At 68.2% G+C, this 22,607-nt stretch carries 19 protein-coding genes; 12 read left to right on the plus strand and 7 right to left on the minus strand.

The annotated features are described in order from the left end of the window. Positions 1–14: 14 nt before the first annotated feature. The 12 genes from LLH23_21700 (at position 15) to LLH23_21755 (ending at position 13,636) form a co-directional block, all read left to right on the plus strand. Positions 15–1,082 carry a polysaccharide deacetylase family protein gene (locus LLH23_21700; GenBank protein ID MCE5241086.1) on the plus strand — a complete coding sequence of 356 codons (1,068 nt, stop codon included), beginning with the start codon at positions 15–17 and terminating at the stop codon, positions 1,080–1,082. A gap of 51 nt (positions 1,083–1,133) precedes the next feature. Continuing rightward, the gene (locus tag LLH23_21705) at positions 1,134–3,272 is read left to right on the plus strand and encodes a hypothetical protein (GenBank protein ID MCE5241087.1); all 2,139 of its coding nucleotides are present in this window, start codon (positions 1,134–1,136) and stop codon (positions 3,270–3,272) included. Positions 3,273–3,353: 81 nt separating this feature from the next. Further along, complete coding sequence (locus tag LLH23_21710; protein ID MCE5241088.1) at positions 3,354–4,163, plus strand: sugar phosphate isomerase/epimerase; 810 nt, start codon at positions 3,354–3,356, stop codon at positions 4,161–4,163. Further along, positions 4,164–4,931 (plus strand): class I SAM-dependent methyltransferase, encoded by a 768-nt coding sequence (locus tag LLH23_21715; protein ID MCE5241089.1) that lies wholly within the window; start codon positions 4,164–4,166, stop codon positions 4,929–4,931. Positions 4,932–4,938: 7 nt separating this feature from the next. Continuing rightward, complete coding sequence (locus LLH23_21720) at positions 4,939–5,355, plus strand: hypothetical protein (GenBank protein ID MCE5241090.1); 417 nt, start codon at positions 4,939–4,941, stop codon at positions 5,353–5,355. Positions 5,356–5,419: 64 nt separating this feature from the next. Continuing rightward, a complete protein-coding gene (locus tag LLH23_21725; protein MCE5241091.1) occupies positions 5,420–6,766 on the plus strand; it encodes a GHMP kinase in 1,347 nt (448 codons plus the stop codon). Between the two features lie 18 nt (positions 6,767–6,784). After that, positions 6,785–8,590 (plus strand): GNAT family N-acetyltransferase, encoded by a 1,806-nt coding sequence (locus LLH23_21730; protein ID MCE5241092.1) that lies wholly within the window; start codon positions 6,785–6,787, stop codon positions 8,588–8,590. 65 nt (positions 8,591–8,655) lie between these two features. Continuing rightward, entirely contained in the window at positions 8,656–9,354 is a 699-nt protein-coding gene (locus LLH23_21735) for a nucleotidyltransferase family protein (protein ID MCE5241093.1), read from the plus strand. A gap of 262 nt (positions 9,355–9,616) precedes the next feature. Next, entirely contained in the window at positions 9,617–10,792 is a 1,176-nt protein-coding gene (locus tag LLH23_21740) for a succinylglutamate desuccinylase/aspartoacylase family protein (GenBank protein ID MCE5241094.1), read from the plus strand. Beyond that, the gene (locus LLH23_21745) at positions 10,789–11,490 is read left to right on the plus strand and encodes a VanZ family protein (protein ID MCE5241095.1); all 702 of its coding nucleotides are present in this window, start codon (positions 10,789–10,791) and stop codon (positions 11,488–11,490) included. The genes LLH23_21740 and LLH23_21745 overlap by 4 nt, the downstream gene beginning before the upstream one ends. A gap of 96 nt (positions 11,491–11,586) precedes the next feature. Beyond that, positions 11,587–11,913, plus strand: a complete 327-nt coding sequence (trxA, locus tag LLH23_21750) for a thioredoxin (protein MCE5241096.1) — start codon at positions 11,587–11,589, stop codon at positions 11,911–11,913. 160 nt (positions 11,914–12,073) lie between these two features. Next, on the plus strand, positions 12,074–13,636 hold the full coding sequence (locus LLH23_21755) for a trypsin-like peptidase domain-containing protein (GenBank protein MCE5241097.1): 1,563 nt from the start codon (positions 12,074–12,076) through the stop codon (positions 13,634–13,636). Positions 13,637–13,730: 94 nt separating this feature from the next. On the opposite strand, the gene LLH23_21760 is transcribed toward LLH23_21755, so the two are convergent. The 7 genes from LLH23_21760 to LLH23_21790 all read right to left on the minus strand — a co-directional run bounded on the left by LLH23_21760 (position 13,731) and on the right by LLH23_21790 (position 22,577). Next, complete coding sequence (locus tag LLH23_21760; GenBank protein MCE5241098.1) at positions 13,731–13,931, minus strand: hypothetical protein; 201 nt, start codon at positions 13,929–13,931, stop codon at positions 13,731–13,733. A 175-nt stretch (positions 13,932–14,106) separates the two neighbouring features. Continuing rightward, positions 14,107–17,565, minus strand: coding sequence for a DNA polymerase III subunit alpha (locus tag LLH23_21765; protein ID MCE5241099.1), 3,459 nt, complete (start codon positions 17,563–17,565; stop codon positions 14,107–14,109). A 54-nt stretch (positions 17,566–17,619) separates the two neighbouring features. Further along, positions 17,620–17,850: a hypothetical protein gene (locus tag LLH23_21770; protein ID MCE5241100.1), complete on the minus strand. Its 231-nt coding sequence runs from the start codon at positions 17,848–17,850 to the stop codon at positions 17,620–17,622. Between the two features lie 48 nt (positions 17,851–17,898). Then, a complete protein-coding gene (locus LLH23_21775; protein ID MCE5241101.1) occupies positions 17,899–18,147 on the minus strand; it encodes a hypothetical protein in 249 nt (82 codons plus the stop codon). Between the two features lie 453 nt (positions 18,148–18,600). After that, positions 18,601–19,908 carry a GTPase ObgE gene (gene obgE, locus LLH23_21780; GenBank protein MCE5241102.1) on the minus strand — a complete coding sequence of 436 codons (1,308 nt, stop codon included), beginning with the start codon at positions 19,906–19,908 and terminating at the stop codon, positions 18,601–18,603. 71 nt (positions 19,909–19,979) lie between these two features. Next, positions 19,980–21,524, minus strand: a complete 1,545-nt coding sequence (locus tag LLH23_21785) for a sugar ABC transporter ATP-binding protein (GenBank protein ID MCE5241103.1) — start codon at positions 21,522–21,524, stop codon at positions 19,980–19,982. A 3-nt stretch (positions 21,525–21,527) separates the two neighbouring features. Continuing rightward, positions 21,528–22,577, minus strand: coding sequence for a substrate-binding domain-containing protein (locus LLH23_21790; protein ID MCE5241104.1), 1,050 nt, complete (start codon positions 22,575–22,577; stop codon positions 21,528–21,530). Between the last annotated feature and the right edge of the window lie 30 nt (positions 22,578–22,607).

Below are 22,607 nucleotides of genomic sequence, written 5' to 3' on the forward strand. Positions count from 1 at the left end.
ACCGAGGTGTGGCGATGCCGCAACTGCGACGCGCGCTTCTGCTGATGCTGCCGCTGGTCTTCCTGGCCGGCTGTGGCTGCCGGCGCCATGCGTCGGGGGAGCAGGGCGTCACGCCCCCCAAGGCGCTTCCCGTGCGTCTGACGCACGTGCTGTGCTATCACCACCTGACCACGACCCCCAAGAGCGTCTACGACGTCAAGCCCGCCGACTTCGAGGCGCAGTTGCAGACCCTCAAGTCCGGCGGCTACCAGACCATCACCTGCAAGCAACTGGCCGACTATCTGGCCAACACCCAGGACATCCCCGAGAAATCAGTCATCATCTCCTTTGACGATGGGCGCGCCAGCGTGCTGTCGGTCGCCAAGCCGCTGCTGGACAAGTTCGGCTTCCAGGCGGTGCTGTTCGTCAACCCCGGCAGCGTCGGCGCCAAGAACTACCTGAGCTGGGACGATCTGAAGGCCCTGGCGCAGGCGGGCTACGAGATCGATTCGCACACCCAGTCGCACCTGAACCTCACCCGCAAGCCCAAGAACCTGACGATGGTGCAGTTCCAGGAGAAGGTGCGGGCGGAGATCGAGGACTCCTACGCGGCCATCGAGGAGCACCTGGGCCAGGCGCCCGTGGCGCTGGCTTACCCGTTCGGCAACTATGACCTGTTCGTCATGCGCGCCACGAAGGAAGCGGGTTACCGGCTGGGGCTGAGCATTGACCCCGGCGCCATAGACAACCGCAGCGATCCCTGGGCGCTGCCGCGCAAGATGATCGTGGACGGGACCTCGGCCAATACCTTCGCACGGAACCTGGAGACCGAGCCGCTGCACCTGACCGGCGTCCGGCCGGGCCTGGGCGTGCGGATCAACTCCCGGGCGTACACGTTCACCGCCGGCCTGGCCGACGCGGACGCCGCGGAGTCGCTGGAAGTCGAGGGGGGGCGCGGCGCGAAGCTGAAGGTTGACGCGACGACGAGGCAACTGACGCTGACCAGCCGGCTGAACCGGGGCGCGAACCTGATCCGGCTGCACTCGCCAGGCCCACCGCGACGCGAGGCCGCCTGGATCGTTGTGTGTGATGTGGCCGAGTAGGGTGGCACGGCGCCACCTGTCCGCTCGACTCGACGTCCCTTGCTGATCCCTATGGCCTACGAACCTCCACCCCTGATCTCGCACGAGGCGCCGCGCAGCCGGCGGCGCCGGCGGCGTGCCCAGCAGCAATCCAGCTGTTGCTGTTGCCTGGTGGTAGCGCTGGCGCTGCTCGTGGCGCTGATCGCGTGGCGGGGGCCCATCTTCTCCGTCTTCAGCCGCCACCACCATGATGCCGCGAAGCCCGGCTCGGCCGCCTTCCCCCTGGAGCTGTCAACGGACGCCGCCAGCTACCTCCGATACAGCATCGTGCGACTCTCGGCGACGCTGGTGGATGCGCGGGGCAACAGGCTGAGCACCACGACGACCCCGCCCGAGGTCACCGTGACTCGCGACGGCCAGGTCGTGACCACGATCGGCGACTTCAGCGCCATCACGCCCCGCTATGACCGCAGCCAACAGGCCTACGTCGCCTGCTGGCCCGTGCCGTGGAACTGTCCGGCCGGCGAGTACGTCGCTGAGGCCCGCATGGCCGTGACCGACCCGGCGTCGTGGACGTGGGACACCGAGGAGACGAGACGGCAGAAGCGCCGCGAGCGGCGCAAGCAGGCCGAAGAGATAGCCCCCACAGGAGAGACCTGGTGCGTGGCGCGGACCCGCTTTGCCATCACCGGTCTGGCACCCCGGACCGACATCCCCAAGGGCACGTGCGTGGCCACCTGGGAACCGGACTTCCGCGCCAGCGGCATCCGCAAGCCGGACGGCACCATGGGTGACTGGCGCGCGATGTTCGACTGGTGTGACTTCATGGGCGCCGACACCTTCTGGTTCCGCGGCGCCGTCACCGAGGTGTATGAGGGGAACCTGTCCCTGGATCGCCCCTTCAACCAGGGGAACATCAGCGTCATCCCGCAGATGGCGGCCGAGGCCAAGCACCGTGGCCTGCGCTTCGGCACCTGGGCTTCGGCGTACTCGACGTACCCGACCCGATCCAACGCAGGGAAGCCGAAGTACGACTACGCCCAGGACATCTCCCGTGGCTCGGGCGCCATCCGCAGCCTCGATTTCATCTCGCTGTTCGACCGCCGGCGCATCAACCACATCGCCAGCTTCTTCAGCCAGATGCAGGCCGATCCGAACGTGGACTACCTGGGCCTCGACTACATGCGCAGCGACCGCGGCGGCTACGAGATGGTGGACCGCTTTGTCCAGGAGATGCCGCTGCGTCTGCCTGCCGGCTTCTCCCAGTGGAGCCGCGGCCGCCGCTGGAGCTACGTAGCCCAGAAGGCGGAGCAGGAGTGGCAGAAGGACCCGCGCTTCTACGACGCCTGGAACTGGTACCGGGCCCACACCGGGGCCGAGAACGTGCGCGACATGATCGCCCAGTCCCAGCTCAAGAAGCCCCTGTGGATCTTCGTGTTGAGCTGGTGGCACGGCAAGCAGCACGGGCAGGACCCGATCATGTTCACCGATGCCGGCGTCGGGCTGCTGGCGCCGATGCTCTATCAGGTCCCCAACCGCCTGCACTTCGACACCATGGTCCGCGACTGGAATGAGTACCTGGCCGCCGGTCAAGTGAACCTGTGCCCCGGCGACCAGGTGGACTTCTACTGGCACCAGAAGACCCTCCGGCCCGCCGCACCGGAGGAGTTCTACGACCGGATCATCACCGCCCACGGGGCCAAGGGCAAGGGCTACCTGCAGGGCGGCCTGACCCTCGGGGCCTTCCTGCACGACATCAACCGGGCCCAGAGCCCGCACCCGACGTGGCCGCACCGGGGGACCGAGTGGGCGCTGGCGGGCGGGGCGGCGTTCTCGACGATCCGCATGGACTGGCGCGTGTTCCCGCTGGTGGCCAAGCTGGAGATGCCGGCCTCGGCGCTGCTGAACACCACCGTCGAGGGGCAACTCACGATCCAGAACGTGGTCAAGAAGCCCGTGAACCGCATCACGCTGTCGCTGGAGAAGACCGAGGGCGTGGAGCTGGCGGGGCCGCTGGAGTCCATCTCGCTGCGCGGCGGCGACACGATCATCAAGAAGGTCCCCGTGCGCATCAAGGGTGGACACGGCGACCGCGCCAACCGGCTGATGGCCTGTGTGCGCATCCGCTGGCCCGATGATGACTACGGCCCGGACGTCCGCCGCGACCTGCAGCCGATGATACTGGTGATGGATTACGTGCAGGGGAAGTGACGGCAGGGATCAGGGATCAGGGATCAGGGGTCAGGGATGGGGGGAGCAGGCCGCGCGAACTACACGGTCAGGGATGTGGCAATGCGCATTTCCATTCTGTCTGATGAGATCTCGGTGGACCCCGTCGCCGCTTGCGAGTTGGCGGCCGATTGGGGCCTGAAGCACCTGGAGTTCCGGCTGTGGATGACCACCCGCGCGCCGAGTGGGATGAGCGAGGGGGACATGAAGCGGGTGCGGCAGGTCGCCGACGGCTTCGGGCTGGACTTCCCCTCCGTGTCGCCCGGGCTCTTCAAGATCAAGCTCGACGATCCGGCCTATGCAGCGCACTGCGGGGACTTCCAGCAGCAGTGCTACGACCTGGCCGAGGCGCTCGGAGCCGGGATCGTGGTGCTCTTCCCGCCGATCTGCGGCGACTATGCCCAGTGGGAGAACTGGCCGGCGCGCATCGTGGACGACCTGCGCCAGGCGGCCGAGAACGCCGCGCAGCGCGGGCTGGTGCTGGCCCTGGAGAACGAACCGATCTGCTACGGCGGCAGCGGCCCGGCCCTGGCGAAGCTGGTCGGGGAGATCGGCCACCCGAACCTGAAGGCCAACTGGGACCCCGGCAACCACTGCCATGCCACCGGGCAGGACTTCCGGGTGGGCTACGAGGCCCTCAAGCCCGTGCACCTGCATACCCATGTGAAGGACTACCGGCCCGGCACGAACCACGCGATCGTGCCCGGGGACGGCGACGTGGACTGGCTGGGCCAGTTGCAGGCGCTGCAGGCCGATGGCTACCAGGGGCTGCTGGTGCTGGAGACACACTTCCAGCCGAAGATCGCGGGGAGCCGGAACTGCGTGGAGCGGCTGCGGGAGCTGCTGGCGCAGATCGGCGAGGGGGCGGAGTAGTTGCCCGACCCGGCCGACCTCACCCGCCCCGGACAGGGCGAGTTCGACGCAGTAGCACAGTACTATGACCACCTGATGCGGACGGTGCCGTATGCGGGCTGGGTGGACTATGTCGAGGCGATCCTGCGGCGCTGGAAGGCCCACCCGAACACGGTGCTGGACCTGGCCTGTGGCACGGGACGGGTGGGGAGCGAGCTGCTGCGCCGGGGCTATGACGTCGTCGGGGCGGACCTGTCTGAGCCGATGGCGCGGGAGTGCAGCCGCCAGGCCCCGCCGCTGGCCGCCGTAGCCACTGACGCCCGTTGCCTGGCCCTCGCCGATGATACCTTCGACCTCGTCGTCTGCCTCTATGACAGCCTCAACTACATCCTGGAGCCGGACGACTTCCGCCAGGCCATGGCGGAGGCCCATCGGGTGCTGCGCAGCGACGGGCTGTTCGTCTTTGACATGAACACGATCCGCGCCCTGTCCACGGCAATGTTCACCCAGGCGAGCAGGACTGGCCCGGACCCGCTGCACTACGACTGGCAGGCCAACTGGGACCCGTGGACGCGCATCTGCCGGGTGGAGATGTGGTTCGGCTACCATGCCGATGGGGAGGTGCGCGAGTTCCGCGAGACGCACTACCAGCGCGCCTACACCAACCGGGAGATCGTGGGGGCGCTCGAGGCGGCCGGGTTCCGCCGCCACAAGTCGTATGACGCCTATCGCTTCACGCCGGTGACGCCGTGGAGCGACCGGGCCTACTATGTCGCGCGCAAGGAGTGACGTGCCCATGCGACGCCTCATCCCCGTGATCGTGGCGATGCTGTTGCTGGCGCTGCTGGCCGGCTGCGCCGGGAAGGTGACCAAGACGCCCGAGAGCACCACCCGCGCCTACCTCGCCCTGATGAAGGCCAGCAAGTGGCAGGACGCGGCCCTGCTGTGGGACTACGACGCCCAGGGGCGGGCCGGCAACGCGGACTGGGACACCTTCAGCACCAGCCAGCGCAAGCTCATCGTCAAGGAGTCCAAGTGGGCCGACCAGAAGGCCAGCTCGCTGGAGCAGTGGTCCTCACACTTCGCCGGTGACATCAAGATCGAGACGGTGGAGACGAGCGGCGACAAGGCGCACGCGGTGCTGAACGGCCAGGTGACGGGCCTCGACCTGGTCAAGGTCGGCGACGAGTGGCTCATCTCGGGGATGAACTGAGCGGACCGCAACGGCGTACACTCCGGCGGGCTCCCCGGCCCGCCCTTTGCGTGGGCCATGCCCTATGTCCCTGTCCTGGCGCCAGGCTGAAGAGATCATCGCCGCGGAGCGCGGGCGGTTCCTGTCACCCCGCGCGCCCATCCACGTCGCGCGCGCCCCGGCGCGGCTGGATGTGATGGGGGGCATCGCGGACTATTCGGGCTCGCTGGTGCTCGAGGGGACGCTGGCGCGGGCGGCCTATGCGGCCGTCCAGCCACGCCGCGACGGCAAGCTGCGGGCCATGAGCGTCGGCGTGACCGAAGCGCAGCCGGTCGAGATCAGCCTGGACGATCTGCTGACCCGCGGCCGGCCCAAGAGCTACCCGCAGGTGCGGAAGCTGTTCGGCGGGGCGGCGCGCTGGGCCGGCTATGTGCTGGGGACGCTGCACGTCCTGCAGCGCGAGGGCGTGGTAGCGCAGTGGCCGCATGGGCTGAACCTGCTGCTCCTCAGCGACATCCCCATCGGCGCGGGCGTGGCCTCATCGGCGGCCATCGAGGTGGCTGCGATGGTCGCCGTCACGGCGGCGTACGGTGTGGCCCTGGAGCCACTGCGCCTGGCGCAGCTCTGCCAGATGGTCGAGAACCGGGTTGTGGGTGCGCCGTGCGGGATCATGGATCAGGTCACCTCGGCGCTCGGACAGACCAACCGCCTGCTGGCGCTGTGCTGCCAGCCGTGCGAGGTCGAGGGCCTGCACCGGGTGCCGGAGGGCTACCAGTTCGTCGGGATCAACTCGGCAGTGAAGCACTCGGTGGGCGGAACGGCCTATGGCCGCGTCCGCTGCGCGGCCTTCATGGGCTACCGGATCATGGAAGACCTGCTCCCGGCAGGCGACTACGGGGGCTTCTGGTGCCGCGCCACTGCAGCGGAGTTCGCCGCGATCGAGGCGGAGCTACCGGTGGAGATGGTGGGGCGCGAGTTCCTCGCGCGCTATGGCCGCACGCGCGATGCCGTCACGGCCGTGCAGCCAGACATGGCGTACCCGGTGCGGCAGGCCTCGCGCCACCCGGTGCTGGAGAACGCCCGCGTCCGGCGCTTTGTGCAGTTGCTCGGCCGTGGCGATGAAGGCGCGATGCGGGCGGCGGGGAAGCTGATGCTCGAGTCACATGCCAGCTACTCGGCCTGCGGGCTGGGAGCGGACGAGACCGACCTGCTGGTCCGCCTCGTGCGCGAACGCGGCGCCGAGGCCGGGCTGCTGGGGGCGAAGATCACCGGCGGTGGCTCGGGCGGCACCGTGGCCGTGCTGATCCGCAACGAGGCCCGCCCGCTGCTGCGCGACATCACGCGCGAGTACCGCCGGCGCACCGGCCTCTCCCCCCTTCTGCTGACCGGCTCGACCGCCGGGGCGGCCCGGTGGGGGACGCGCACCATCTGACAACACGGGAGACAGGCCATGTCCATCCTGCGAGCCGCCGCCAGCGCCGTGCAACTGACCGACGAGGCTTTCCCCGGCACTGAGCCGGTCTTCGCCAAGGGGCACGAGGGCGAGTTCCGCGCGACCGCTCTCGTCGTCGAAGCCGAGACCCGCCTGTGCTTCATCTCCATAGACGCGCTGGTGCCCCCGACGTCCATGATCCGGGCGGCGGCGCGCCGCATCGCCGAGACAACCTCGATCCCGGCCGAGAACGTGCTGCTCTGCGCCACCCATACCCACAGCGGGCCGACGACCCACGACTCCTTCGGCGCCACGCCCAACCCCGAGTACAAGCGCCGCATGGAGGAGGGGGCTGTGCAGGCCGTGCAGCAGGCCTGCGCCATCCTCGATGACACCACGCGGCCGCCGGACGAGACGCAGGTGGAACTGCTGCTGGGTCTGAGCCAGGAGGCGACCATCGGCCGCAACAGCCGCCTGCTGCTCAAGGACGGCCAGATCGGCTGGTACAACTACGAGGCCGAGGACGCGGTGCGGCCGACGGGTCCGCATGATGTGAACGTGCCCGTGCTCGTGTTCCGACGGCCCGACGGCTCCGAGGCCGGCGTACTGCTCAACCACTCGGTGCACAACATCGGCGCGACCAACTGGGACGTGTTCTCCCCGGCCTTCTCCGGCCTGGCGCGCGGGGAGATCGAGCAGCGACACGGCACGACGGCCCTGTTCCTGCCGGGCGCCTTCGGCTCGAGCCACAACAACACCTACAACGGCGGGGGCCTGGAGCCCGCGGAACTCGTGGTCCGGCTCGTAGCCGCTGTCGAGGAGGGCCTCCAGAGCGCCCGTCCGTGCCTGTTCGGGCCGGTGCAGGTGCTACAGCGGCCCTTCGAGTATCGCCTGCGCGCGTTCGACGAGGCCCAGGCGGCGGCCGACGTGCGCCGCTACTCCGAGCGCTACTTCGGCGACCACGCGGAGGCCAATGATCGCATGTTCGCCTCGATGCGGGCCGAGATGATCTCCCGCCAGGGCGAGCAACGGACCACACTCCTGACGGTCATCCGCCTGGGCGAGGTCGCCCTCGTCGGCATCCCCGGCGAGATGTACGCCCGGCTGGGCCTGGACCTGCGCCGGCGCTCGCCCTTCCGCCACACCATCCTCGTCGGCCTGGGCAATGAGGAAATCGGCTACATCCCCGACCTGAAGGCGTACGAGGACGGCGGGTACCAGACGTGGGTCGGCTGGCACTGCTGCGTGGCCCCGGGCACGGGCGAGGCGATGGTGGAGCAGGCGCTGGAGATGCTGCAAGATGTCTTCGACGACCGCGGGGGGCCGGATGTCCCGGATGGTGCCTGCCGCGACCACGCGCCGACCATTCGCGAGCTGCGGGCGGACGACGGGCCGGCGCTGCAGCGGTTCTTCAACTCTTTGGCACCCCAGACGCGGCGCCTGTTCCGCCCGGCGGGCTGGAACATGAGCCTGCAGCAGTGCTCCGGCCTGTGCCGGCAGAGCGCGGACGGGGAGCGCTACGACCTGGTGCTGGAGGATCGCGGGCGGATCGTGGGCTGGTCGTTCCTGCAAGCCCTGGACCGCCCGGCGCCTTCGTTCGGCATCGGGCTCGCGGAGGCCTACCACGGCCGGGGCTATGGCCGGGAGCTGATGGGCCGGATCCTCGCCTGGGGGCGGGAGGCGGGCCGGACCGAGTTCGAGCTGACGGTCGTGCAGAGCAACGAGCGCGCCCAGCGCCTGTATGAGAGCTTCGGCTTCACCCGCACCGGGATGTGGCAGGGCTCGGACGGCCTGGACTACTACGAGATGCGGCTGACGCTGTAGCCCGGGGAAGCCGTCGGCGTCGACGATGTCACCTGGACGGCACATGTACAGACCCTAGGAGCCCCATGAAGACTGTCATCCTGCTGGCCGGCCATGCCACGCGCATGAGGCCGCTCACCACCTACCTGAACAAAGGCATGATCCCCCTGCGCGGCAAGCCGCTGCTCGAGCACGTCATCGAGCGCCTGCGCAAGCAGGGCTTCACCGACCTGCTCGTGGCCGTCACGATGTTCCCCGAGCAACTGCAGGGCTACTTCGGCGACGGCAGCCGCCTGGGCGTGAACATGCAGTATGTCCTGCGCCCGGAGCCTTCGCAGACCGCCGGTGAGGTCGCCGCCCTGCGCGAGTATCTGGCCGACGACGAGTCCTTTCTGGTACACTATGGTGACATCATCACCGGGCTGAACACCGCCGCCATGGCCGAGCAGCACCTGCAGACGGGCGCAGCGGCCACGCTCGGGCTTGTGACCAATGTCGAGATCCATACCGGCGTGGCGGAACTCGGCGCCGACGGCCGTGTCATACAGTTCGTTGAGAAGCCGCCGCTGGACAAGCCCTGCCACGCGGCGGTGAACATCTACAGCCCGCGCGTGTGGGACTACGTCGGGCCCGGCAAGGACTTCGGGCATGACGTGATCCCCGCCATGGTCGCCGCGGGCGAGGACGTGCGTGGCTACCTCGACAGAGAGGCATACTGGATGGATGTGGGGAGGCTGTCGGACCTGGACGGCGCGGAGGAGTTGCTCGGGAAGCATGAAGTGTGAAGGCAGAAGGATGAAGACGAACGGCACCCACCCCCGCTGCTGCGCAGCGACCCCTCCCCACGGGGGAGGGGCATGGCGTGGTGACGGCCGTTGGCGTTCGCCTCTTTGCCCTCCCCGCAGGGGAGGGGCATGGCGTGGTGACGGCCGTTGCCGTTCACCCCTCCCCTGTGGGGAGGGGTCGCCCCGCAGGGGCGGGGGTGGGCCCGTCGTCCTGGCCTGCCTCCTGCTTCTGGTCGCCGGCACCTTCGCCTCCGCCGACATCGTGTCCGACATCTGCGCGTGTGGCACGTCCAGCCCCAGCTTCGACGGCGTGCTGCACAGCCTGCGCGAACTGCAGTCCAGCCCCCGCGTGACGCTCAGCAACCTGGGGGCCTCCCGTCAGGGGCGGCCCATCCCCCTACTCATCGTCCATGACCCCGCTGTCCCTCTCGCGGAGACTGTCCGCCTCTTCATCGTCGCCCGCCAGCACGGCACGGAGGCTTCCGGTACGGTGGCCTGTCTCGCGCTGGCGCGGCACTTCGCACAGGCCCAGGGCGAAGAGGAGCAGGCGCTCCTGCGGCAGTTCTCGCTCCTCATGGTGCCCGTCGCCAACCCGGACGGGATGTGCGCCGGGCGGCGCGCCAATGCCGGGGGGGCCGACTTGAACCGCCACTGGGGCGGCAGCGGCGAGCCGGAGATCAGCGCCATCAAGGCCGCCGTGCGCAAGCACCAGCCCCATGCACTCATAGACATGCACGAGTTGCCGGCCGGATCGGGCAAGCCCTCGTTCCGCGACAACTTCATCCAGACCATCGGCCGCGACGGGACGCTGAGTGCCGACCTGACGACCGACTGCGCGGCGACGAGTGCGCGCTTGGCCAGTTGGATGAGCCAGTGCGGGCTGCCGCTGAGCGTGTACTACGACGGCGCGAACGAGAGCCTGAACCTCTGCCATCGGTACTTCGGCCTGGGGGCAGGCATACCCTCATACCTGTTTGAGGCCAAGTGCGGGTCCGGCCGGCCCTTGGCCAGGCGCGTGCGCTTCCACGTGCTGGGCACGCTCGTCGTGGCCAACTATGCGCTGCACCGCTACTACCAGCCCGAGGGCCAGGCGACACCGCAGCCGGAGGAGCCGGTGGCCCAGGCCCCGGAGCCGACCACGACTGTGCCCACGACCGTGACCCTGTCCTCGCCGCGTCCGGAGCAGGTCGCGCGCGGGCAGTTGCCGGTCGTGGCGGACGTCACGGGGCTGCCGCCCGGAGGCACCATCGGCTTCTCGGTGGACGGCAAGCTCCGGTCCCTGACGACGGCGGCCCCGCACGAGTACCTCCTGGACACGCTGGGCTACGCGGACGGGCGCCATGAGGTGACGGTTGAGGTGTGCGATGCGGCCGGACGGAATCTGGGCGCCTCGCGCAGCGTCATCATCGTGGACAACCGGGTGGCGGCGGGCGAATGAAGCGGCTGGCGGATAGGCCGTGGCTCCCGGCCGGCGTGTGGGCCGGCGTGATCCTGATCGGGACCTCCATCCCGATGCCAGCCCTCCCACCGGGACCGCCCGGCAGCGACAAGCTGGTCCACCTCCTGATGTACGGCGTGCTCGGCGCGTTGCTGGCCAGAGCGCTGCTGCGGGAACATCCCGACCGGGGCCGCTTGTTACTCTTGTTGATGTCCACGGGCCTGGCCGCCGGGTTCGGCCTGTTCGATGAGTGGCACCAGCAGTTCTGCCAGCGGTGCCCCAGTGCCGGAGACTGGCTGGCCGATGTGATCGGGGCGGGGCTTGGCGCGACCATCCTGTGCGCTGTGAACACCATACGAGCCGGAGGAAGCAAGATGCCGGAAGCAAGGCGGATCAGTGGTGCGGACCTCGGCGCGGAGTTGACCAAGCCCGAGCCCTGCGTGGTCGAGTTCTGGATGGTGGGGTGCCCGGCGTGTGCGCGGTTTGGGCCGACCTTCGGCGACCTGTCCGAGGAGTACCAGGGGCGGGCCAACCTGGTGGCGATCGAGGCGCGGGAGAACATGGACGCCGCCAAACAGTATGCCATCCGAGGCGTGCCGACCGTGATCGTCTTCAAAGACGGACAGGAAGTGCAGCGCATGACGGGGGCCAAGACCCTCGCCGAGATGCGCGAGTGGCTGAACCCCGTGTTGGGTTGACGCCGCGAGATAGTCAAGCCGCCGCTCCGCCGACTCGGTCGCGCTCGGAGTGGACCCCAGCCTCCGTTCGTGGGGCTCATATGGAGGAGAAAGCTGATGTCGCAGGCCAAAGAGCTAACAAGTGCCGAGTTCGACGGTGAAGTGCTGAAGTCCGAGACGCCGGTCCTGGTGGATTTCTGGGCGCCGTGGTGCGGCCCGTGCCGCATGATGGCTCCGGTCGTGGACGCCGTCGCCGCCAAGTACGAAGGCCGCGTCAAGGTGTGCAAGGTCAACGTGGATGAGGCCGGGGACATCGCCGGCAAGCTCGGCATCCGCAGCATCCCCACCCTCATCATCTTCAAGGGCGGTCAGCAGGCGGACACGGTCGTCGGGGCGGTGCCGGAGGCGGAGCTGACCCAGCGCCTCGACCGCGTACTGGCCTAGCGCCCAACTACGCGTACCCGTGGCTCCTGCCTCCGCACTTGCAGGAGCCGCTTCGTAAGTGGCGACCAGCCACAGAAGGCCCACAGCAGCAGGCGTATGCGTCCCGGGGTGGGTAGCTAACGCAGACGTGGGTAGAGTAGGTTGAAGGAGGAAAGAGTGTATGGACCCTCGTGAACATGCCGGACACCGGCATAGTCATCTGGCGCTAATCCTGTTGAGTGTACTGGTGGGGGCTGTGCTAACGGCCCTCGTCTTGGCACAGACAGACCGGACCGCGCCCGTACTGACCCCTGCCGCGGCGCAGACGCAGGCGGCGCCGCAGTTTGAGGATGTCGCCCAGCGCGTGCTGCCGGCGGTCGTCTACATCAACAGCGACCTGGCGACGCGCACTGATCCCCGACAGGAGGAGATGCGGCGACGCCTCGAGGAGATGTTCAAGGACATGCCGGGATTCCGCGGGCAGATGCCCGACGGGATGGGCGGCGGCCAGGAGCGCTCGCGGCCCGCAGCCGGCTCCGGCTGGATCTACAGCCCGGACGGGTACATCGTCACGAACGCCCACGTAGTGCGCGGCGCGACGAAGGTGACCGTACAACTGCACGACAACGACGGCGACACGAAGGACTACCCGGCCAAGATCGTCGGGATAGACCCGCGTTCGGAACTCGCCGTCATCAAGATTGACGCCGGACGGAAGCTGCCGACCCTGGCCCTGGGCGACTCGAGCAAGGCCCGCATCGCCTCGTGGGTCATGGCCGTGGGCAGCCCCTTCCAACTGCAGCAGACAGTCACGGTCGGGGTCATCTCGGCGCGCAACCGCACCATCAGCGCGGAGAGCCAGTACTTCCAGCTGGGCGACCTGATCCAGACCGATGCCTCGATCAACCCCGGCAACAGCGGCGGCCCGCTGATCAACCTGAGCGGTGAGGTCATCGGCATCAATGTCGCCATCGCCTCACCCGGCGCGACCACCGTGCCGGTCAACATCGGCATCGGTTTCGCCATCCCCTCGAATGTGGCGAAGACGGTCGTGCCGCAGCTTATCCAGAAGGGCAAGGTGGCCCGTGGCTGGCTCGGCGTGCAGCTCAGCCGGGAGAGCGCCAAGAGCATGAGTGACAACCTCAAGCAGCACTTCGGCGTGCCCGAAGGGGGCGCGCTGGTCACCATGGTGTACGAGGATGCGCCGGCCGCCAAGGCGCTGCAGGGCAATGATGTCGTGGTGGCCGTGAACGGCCAGAAGGTGACCAACAACGCCGAGTTGCAGGCGGCCATCCAGAACACGCCGCCCGGCACCAAGGTCAGCATGGAGATCGTGCGTGACCGCAAGCACCAGCAACTCACAGTAGAGCTGGGCGAGATGCCGGCCCGCTACTCGGGACTCGACGGCGGCGATGAGGGAGCCACAGCCGCGCAGCCCACGGTCGGCCCGCCTATCCAGGTGCGCAACATCACGCCCCAGATGGCGCGCGAGCAGAACCTGCCGCGCAATCAGGGCGTCGTCATTGAGAGTGTGGGCGGGGAGTTGCAGGACCGCCTGGAGCCAGGGAGTATCATCGCCCAGGTGGATGGCGCCAAGGTCATGACCGTGGAGCAGTACAACGCCGCGATCCGTCGAGCGCTGGACGCCAAGCGGAAGTTCGTGGTGCTGACCATCGAGCAGGCCGGGGACGACGGACAGGTTCTGCGTGATGTGGTGGAGGTGCCGCTGGCCAAGGAGCAGTAGACCGCGGGTGTCGTTGACACGCCGCTGACGTCACTGGAGGGACGGCTTCACCGGAAGCCGTCCCTCTTTGCTTGGGTCTGCGATGGGACGGGGGTCAGGAGGCCTTCTTGCCGAGTTCGTCGGCGATGCCCAGGACACCCGCCGCGATGGAGAACATCAGCAGGACGCCGGTGACCTCCAGCCAGGTGGCGGGCAAGATCGTGAGCAACAGGGCGGGTTGGATGAAGCGGGCGATCAGGGCGCAGACGCCGGTCAGAGCGGCAAGGATCAGCAGCAGTCGCGAGAGAGCCAACATGTCTACCATCCTCCTGCCTATGGAATGAGCCCACCGCCGCAGCGCCACGGCGCCGGTCCCATCACAAAAGTATACGCCGACGCTTCCAGTCGTCAAGCGCGAGTTGGGTCGCGGGTCCGACATCAGGCTGCCTCGGGCATGGCCACTCTCGCTGTCCGCGGCGTGACCGTTGTCTCTAGGCGCCCCAGTTCTTGCTGCGGAAGATGAAGGCCGCGTCGCGCTGATCGCCCTCGTTGATGGGGGCCTTGAGCTCATCCCAGGTCGGCAGGGCCTCGACGCGGTCGGCGATCACGGACAGGTCGAGTTTGCCCAGGCGGCTGAGCTTGCCCTCGATCATCAGCACCGGCGAGGCAACCACCGCCCGCCCGTACTTCTGGTAGCAGTCCTCGAAGATAGCCGCATCCACCAGCCCCGTCTCATCCTCCAGGCAGACGAAGATGGCGGTGCGCCCGCTCTTGGTCGGCGGCCGGGCACGGGCCACCACAATCCCGGCGATGCGCACCCGCTCCCCGTCCCGGTGGCGATACAGATCGGCGCTGCGCACCACGCCCAGCCGCTTGACCGCACTGCGCCAGAACTTGAAGGGATGACTGGTCGTGCTGAGCCCCAGCAGTCGTAGGTCCAGGCCGACGCGCCCGAACTCTGTCTCCGCGTCCAGTGCCGGCAGGGCCTCGGCAAGGCTCTCGCCTTCCCCCGCGAAGGAGGCGGCGGCCCAATCCAGTTCCTGGGGGGCGCGGCGCCCGCCACGGTCGGTGACGCAACCTGCCGGCAGCGCCGCCAGCATCCACATCAGTTCCGCCGGCGAGAGCCCTGTGAAGGCAAAGGCTCGGGACAGGATGAGCGTTTCGACCAGGGGTCGCGGCACGCGGGTACGCCGGCAGAAGTCGCGCAGCGAGGAGAAAGGCCCCCCCTCGGCACGGGCCTGCAAGATGGAGTCCATGGCGACCTCGCTCATGCCGTAGATGAGCCGCAAGCCGGTGCGGATAGCGGGGCCGGTGCCGGTGCCGTGAGGCGTCGGGGGCTGAAGCCCCCGCCTGCCAGAACCGTCCCTCCGGGACGGGCCGCTGCCGTCCCCCCCCTCCCCCGTGGGGAGGGGGCCGGGGGGTGGGACGATGTTCGCCGTGCCCTCCTCCACCGTGAATACCGCCTCACTCCGGTTCACGCACGGTGGCAGCATCGCAATCCCCAGGCGCTTGGCTTCCTCGGCGACGGTACGCGGCGGGTAGAAGCCCATCGGCTCGGCCGACAGGATGCCGGCCAGGAACTCGGCGGGGTAGTGGGCCTTCAGGTAAGCCGTCTGGTAGGTAAGGCGGCCGAAGCAGGCCGCGTGGGCTTTGTTGAAGCCATAGGCCGCAAAGCCGGCGATGTCGTCGAAGATGCGGTCGGCGATGAAGCGATCCACACCCTGAGCGATGGCGCCCCGGACGAACTGCTCCCGCAGCTTCTCCATCTCCCGGTGCGAGCGGTCCGAGGTCATGGCCCGGCGCAGCAAGTCGCCCTGGCCCAGGGTGAAGCCCGCCACGGCCTGCGCGATCTGCAGCACATGCTCCTGGTAGATGATGACCCCGTAGCTGGTCCTGAGTACCGGCTCCAGCGCCGGGTGCAGATAGGTGATCGGCTCCAGGCCATGCTTGCGCGCGATGTACGGGCGGATCATGTCCGACTGCACCGGGCCGGGGCGGAACAGCGAGATGTTGGCGATGATCTCCTCGAACTCATGGGGCTGCGTCCGCCCCAACAGGTTGCGCTGGCCGGGGCTTTCGACCTGGAAGAGGCCAATGGTCTTCGTCGAGCGCAGGAGGCGATAGGTCGCTGCGTCATCCAGCGGCAGGTCCTCCACGTCCAGGCGGTGGCCCGTGCGCCGCTCGACCTGCGCCAGGCAATCCGCGATGGCGGTGTGGATGCGCAGGCCCAGGATGTCCATCTTCAGCAGGCCGAGTGCTTCGATGTCATCCTTATCGAAGGCGCTGATGACGATGCCCTTGTTGGCCAGCTCCAGGGGCATGAGATGCGTGAGCGGCTCCGCGCCGATGACCAGCCCGCCGACGTGGACGCTCAGATGGCGCGGGTAGCCGCTGACCTGGTGGCATAGCTCCAGGAGCAGGCCTTTGTCGCGGAAATCGAAGGGGGCGTCGCGCACCTCGGGGAGCCGCAGGGCCGCCTCCTCGATCTGTGAGGCGCGAATGTAGGGAAAGGCCGTGGCCAGGGGCCCCAACTCCGCCTCGGGCAGGCCGAGGGTCTTGCCCAGGTCGCGGATCGCCGCCCGGGCGCGGAAGGTGTTGAGCGTGCAGACAGCCGCGACGTGCGCGGCGCCATAGCGCTCGTAGACATAGGCGGTCACTTCATCCCGGCGCCGCGCGCAGAAGTCCACATCAATGTCCGGCATGCCCTGGCGGTCGGGGTTGATGAAACGCTCGAAAAGCAGCTCATGGGCCAACGGGTCGGCCTGGGTGATGTCGAGAAGATAGCTGAGCAAGGAATCGCCGGCGGAGCCGCGACCGGTGGCGGGGATGCCGCGACTGCGGGCGAAGCGCACGATGTCCCACACGATCAGGAAGTAGTCACAGAGGCCCTTGGCCTCGATGACACTCAGCTCGTGCTCCAGCCTCTGCCCCACCTCGGGAGTGATCTCCCCATAGCGCCACTTGGCGCCGGTATAGCACAGGCGGCGCAGGTAGCGGCGGCTGTCTTCATCGGGGGCGGGCGGCGGAAAGATCCCCGTGCCGTCGGCGGGCACGGCCTGCAGGTCGAACGCCGGGAGGTGCAGGTGCTCCAGATCCAGCTCCCAGCCACACCGTTCGGCGATGGCCTCGGTGTGGCGCAACGCCTCGGGCAGATCGGCGAACAGCTCCCCCATCTCCGCCGGCGACTTGAGCCGGTACTCCCAGTTCACCTTGCGATCCGGATGGGCCTCATCCACGGTGATGTTGTGGCGCAGGCACGTCAGCACGTCCTGCAGGGGCGCCTGGTCGAGCCCGACATAGTGCACATTGTTCGTCGCCACCAGCGGCAGGCCCAGACGGCCGGCCAGATCCGCGAGGGCATAGCGCAGCCGATGCCGCGGCGGCGGCAGCAGCAGGTGCTGCAGCTCGATGAAGAAGTTGCCCGGACCAAAGAGCCCGCGGTAGGTGTTGGCCACCTGTGCGGCGGCGGTGGCCTGGCCGCGTTCGAGCAGTTGGCCGATCTCGCCACGCTCGCAGCCCGACAGGGCGATCAGATGGGAGGCGTTCTGGCGCAGGTGCTCCTGGGTGAGGCGGGGGTGGTCACGGTCTACCGCGGCGTAGGCCGGGGCGAAGGGACCGGCGCTTTGCGCCTGGCCCAGTCGCGCAGCGGTGACCAGGCGGCACAGATTGCGGTAGCCCTCGTTGTCTTCGGCCAGCAACACGAGATGGGGTTCGTAGGGCAGGTCCTGTCCCCCACAGGGCTCGAGGGTGAACTCCACGCCGATGATGGGCTTGACCCCCGCCTGCCGGGCTGCCTGGCAGAACCGCACGGCCCCGTACAGACCGTTGTGGTCGGTCAGCGCCAGGGCCTTCATGCCGTAGGCGGCGGCGCTGCGGGTCAACTCCTCTACTGTCGCCGCGCCGTCAAGCAGAGAGAAGTTGGAATGCACATGCAGATGTGTGAAGGGCATGGTGGCGGCGGTCAGTGGAGCGTAGGAAGCTGTGGCGGGGAGGTGGGCAGCGCCCTAAGCGACCTCGCGGTAGCTCAGGCGCGGGGCCGGAGTTGGGATCCGGCGAGCGGCAGGGCAAGGACGACAGGCGCGGGCCTCCGGCCTGGGTGTCGCCGTTTCCTCCTCCGTGATGCTCTCCCGACGGTCACAGATCATGCCCCAGATGATCAGCACCAGAGAGAACACGATGCCGATGAGGCAGATCAGGCTGTTGAGGACATGGGGGTTCAGATCATGTAGATGCATGTGGCTCACTCTCTTCGCTTCGCGAGGGTCCTGGTCTCTGCCGGCGGCCTAGTCCATCAGAGCACCGACGGTCCAGGCCTGAGCGAGTTCGTCATAGCAGAGGTCCAGGGCCATATGTTCCAGGGTGGTGATGCGGAAGTAGCGCTTGTAGCTTTCGCCCAGCCACCAGCGCCCCCGCCGTGCCCAGCGGCCGCCCAGGCTGCTGACATGGTGCTCGCAGCCGCGCCACACAAAACGCGCTCCGCTCCGCAGCGGCACTTCCAACATCGTGATGGGTTCATCCACAGGCTTAGGCATGGTGTTCACGGGTTTGGGCGGCCTACTTTCGATTGCCTGGAGTAGATGTACCAAACATTTGTTCGATTGTCAAGAGAAAAAAATCGGGCCTCAGCCCAAAATAGTAATGACATTTTAGTTTTCTCGGGTATAATAGGGACAGCGGCGAGCGTCCCGACTGAGAGCCCTGCTTACCCTATCGAGTTGCCTTTCTGTATCTGCCAAGTATCCTAACACGCTCGCCTTTGTCTTCAGAGCCTTCAGAAGCCCTTCTGAGGGCTCTGCTTGTTTCCCGAGGCCTGACACCCCGATCATCCGGCACCGCCCACAGCCAACCGCATATATATAATGACGTTCTGTATATCAGTCGCCGCTGTTGCTTACGCGCTGAACACAGCCCCTATCCCCCATGCCAGCTGGCACTCCAAACCGCCCCCAACCCCATAGCATAACGTCGTTATGAATCTGGGCATCTCATACGTAGTCCGGCCGATACTCCAACTCGGTATCCCCGATGAAGACAGTGTCCCCATCCCGGGCTCCGAGGTCCTCGAGCTGCTGGATCACACCCATCTTCTCCAACACGCGCTGAGTGCGCTGGAGCCCCTCCCCGTGCGCCAAGTCGGCACGGGCGATCATCCGCTCCACCTCGGTGCCACTGACGGCGAATACACCGTCCTCCAACCGTTGCACGCGCAACTCGTACTCCGGCGCGGGGGGCATGTGCAGGACCACCTGCTCAGCCGGCTCGGCCGGACCGATGGCCGCCGGGCCCCCGGCCTGCTCCAGCAGCCCCCACGTCGCCTCCAGCAGTTCCCGTAGGCCCTCGCCTGTCGCCGCCGAGATCGCCAGCACAGACCGCGCGCCCCGCTGCAGCAGCTCCTGGCGATAGAGCCCCGCGTACTCGCGGCCCTCGGTCAAGTCCACCTTGTTGAGCGCCACGAGCTGTGGCAGGGCTGCCAGCTCCGCGCTGTAGAGCGCCAGCTCGCGGTTGATCGTCTCGAAGTCTTGCACCGGGTCGCGCCCTTCCAGGGCGGCGGCATCGAGGAGATGGATCAGCACGCGGGTGCGCTCAACGTGGCGCAGGAACTGGTGCCCCAGGCCCACGCCCTGGTGAGCGTTCTCGATCAGCCCGGGCATGTCGGCCACGACGAACTGGCGGTCTTCATCCAGGGACACCACGCCGAGGTTCGGCACGAGGGTCGTGAAGGGATAAGCCGCGATCTTCGGGCGCGCGGCGGAGAGGCGAGAGATCAGCGTGGACTTGCCCACGCTGGGGAAGCCGATGATGCCCGCATCCGCCAGCAGCTTTAGCTCCAGGCGCAGGCGATGCTGCTGGGAGGGCTCGCCCCGTTCGGCGAAGTGCGGCGCCTGGCGCGTGGCCGTGGCGAAGCGCTCATTCCCGCGCCCGCCCTTGCCGCCGACAGCGGCGACGAGTTCGTAGCCCGGACCGACGAGGTCGGCCACCAGCTCCCCGCTCTCCTCGTCGTGGACCGCCGTGCCGGGCGGCACGCGGACGATGAGGTCCGAGCCGTCGCCCCCACTCTTGCCGAAGCTGCCGCCGGGAGCCCCGTCCTCGGCTTTGAAGCGCGAGGTGTAGGTGAAGTCCAGCAGTGTCCGCATGTGCGGGTCCACGCGGAGGATGACGCTGCCGCCCCGGCCGCCATCGCCGCCGCCCGGCCCGCCGCGGGGCACGAACTTCTCGCGGCGGAAGTGCACCATGCCATCGCCGCCGCGCCCGGACTCCACGTCAATCGTCGCCACATCTACAAAGTCAGCCATGGTAGGGGTTGGGTGCGGGGACGGGGCCATGACGACAGCCTGAGCGTCTCTCCCCCATCCCCTCCCTCCTCTCAGTTGGTCCCAGTCATCAGCCGCAGCACGCGTTCCTGCTCCAGGTCACCGCGCGGCAGTTCCGCCACGAGGCGGCCCTCGCGCATCACGAGCAGGCGCGTGGACAGGTGCAGCAGCTCCGGCAGCTCGCTGGAGATCAGCAGGATGCCCATGCCACGGGCGGCCAGATCATCAATGAGGGCGTGGATATCTGCCTTCGCCCCCACATCGACGCCGCGCGTCGGCTCATCGAGGAGCAGAACGCGGCAGTCGGCGGCCAGCCAGCGCGACAACATCACCTTCTGCTGGTTGCCGCCCGACAGGGCCGAGATGAGCATCTCCGGCCCGCGGGTGCGGATGCTGAGCTGGCGCAGGTACTGTGCCGTCACGGCCCGCTGACGACGGCCGCGCAGCCAGCCGACCGAGGCCAGCCGGGGCATCGTCGGCAGCGTCAGGTTGTCATTCACGGACATGGCCGGCACGAGGCCATGGCGCTTGCGGTCCTCGGGAACGAGGCCGACGCCCCGGTCAATCATCCGGCGCGGCCGCGGCCGCAAGGCGGCGCCCCGCAGGCGCACCGTGCCCTGCGCGCGGGTGTCGAGGCCGAAGATGGCCTCCGCCACCTCCGTCCGCCCGGCGCCGACGAGGCCGGCCAGCCCCACAATCTCCCCGGCCCGCACCGACAGGCTGACCTCGCTGAACCGCCCCGCGCTCCCCAGCCCCTCGACCTGCAGCAGCACCTCCCCCGGCGCCTGGGATGCGCTCTTAGGGAAGTACTCGGCCAGCTTCCGGCCGATCATGTGGCCGATGACCTCGTCTTCGGATAGCTCCGCGCGGGGAGCGGTGTGGACCACGCAGCCGTCGCGCAGCACCGTGATTGTATCACAGAGGCTGAAGATCTCGGGCAGCCGGTGCGAAATGTACAGGCACGTGACACCACGGCTAACCAGGTCGCGCACGAGCGCATGCAGGCGCTGGGCCTCGCGGTCCGACAGGCTGCTGGTGGGCTCGTCGAAGATGATGATGCGGGCGCCGCGGGCAATGGCCCCGGCGATCTGCACGAGCTGTTGCTGACTGACCGACAGCTCGCCCAGCCGTCGCCCCACCGGGACCTCCGGGGCGATCTCGGCCAGCAGGCGGCGGGCCTCGGTGGCGAGGCGTCGCTGCGACACGAACGGCCCCACCCGCGGCAGCCGCCCCAGCAGCAGGTTCTCGGCCACGGTCATGTTCTCGCAGAAGGACAGTTCCTGATGGACGAGCGCGATGCCGGCGGCAAGGGCCTCGGCCGGGCTACGGAAGGCGACGCCGCGACCGAAGACACACATCTCGCCGCCGTCGGCCTGGTGGATGCCGGCCAGGATCTTGCCCAGCGTGCTCTTGCCCGCGCCGTTCTCCCCAACGAGCCCGTGGCAGGAGCCGGCCGCGACCGACAGGCTGACGCCGTCGAGCGCCAGACTGCCGGGAAAGCGCTTGGTGATGTTACGGAACTCGATGGCGTTCATGTTGGACCGCGGGCTTTCCAGCCCGCGAATGTCCCCGCGCGGGCTGTAAAGCCCGCGGTCCATGGGCTACTTCATCTGCAGGTACTGCTCCGGCACGTCGGTGAAGCCCCACTCCTTGAGCTGTCGGGCCCACTCGCCCAGGTTGTCCTTCGTCACGCGCACCAGTTCCATGGTGTTGACGACGGGAACGTCCTGCTTGAGCTGCACCTTCGCCACGATCTTCTCGACCGACACGTAGCCCCACTTGTAGGTCGGCTGGGCCAGTAGCACGGGGGTGATGCCCTTCTCGATGTAGGGCAGCTCGGCCGGCAGGGCATCCACCGAGACGACCGACACCTTCTGGGGGTCGAGGGTCGTCAGCAGAGACTTGGTGAACAGCGGCCAGCCGCCGATCATCGCCCAGCCGCGGATGCCGGGGTAGGCGTTCATCACGCGGGTGACTTCGGCGGCGGCGTCCTGCGGCGTCTCCGGATGGTAGAACGTGCCGATGATCTCGATCCCTGGGTACTTCGTGGCAGCGTCCTTCACGCCCTGGACGCGCTTTTGCAGGTTCGGGGCGTTCTGGTTACCGGCCAGGATGGCGACCTTGCCCTTGCCGCCGATCAGCTTCGCGAGTTCCTCCAGCACCTGCCCGCCGGTCTTGAGGTCATCCACGCCGTAGTAGGCGAAGCGCTTGGACTGCGGTGCATCGCTGTCGAAGGTCATGACCGGCACGCCGCGGGCGACGACATCATTGATGGCCCCGGTCACTTTGCCGGCGTCCGAGCAGGAGATCAGGATGGCGTTGGCGCCCTCGTTGGCGGCCTGGGTGAGGCGCTGGGCCTGCACTTGCCCATCCTCAGTCGGCGGCGTGCGCCAGTCAATCGTGATGTTGATCCCGTGCTTGGCCGACAGATCCCTGGCGGCTGCCTCGGCCCCGGTGCGGGCGGACAGGAACACCGGGTTGGTGGAACTCTTGGCGATCATGGCGATCTTGAGGCTCTGGCCGGACCCCGGAGGGGCTGGGGCCGGCCCCTGCGGGGCGGGCGGCTGAGACGTGGACGTCTGCGGCTGCGGACAACCGGCCAGCAGTACAGCCATTGCGGCAGCAAGCAGGACGAGCATCATGGGGCGCATCTGCGGCACCTCCCTGTTCTGAGACACCTG

The sequence above is a fragment of the bacterium genome, assembly GCA_021372615.1.
In the GTDB taxonomy this organism is placed as follows: Bacteria; Armatimonadota; Zipacnadia; order Zipacnadales; family UBA11051; genus JAJFUB01.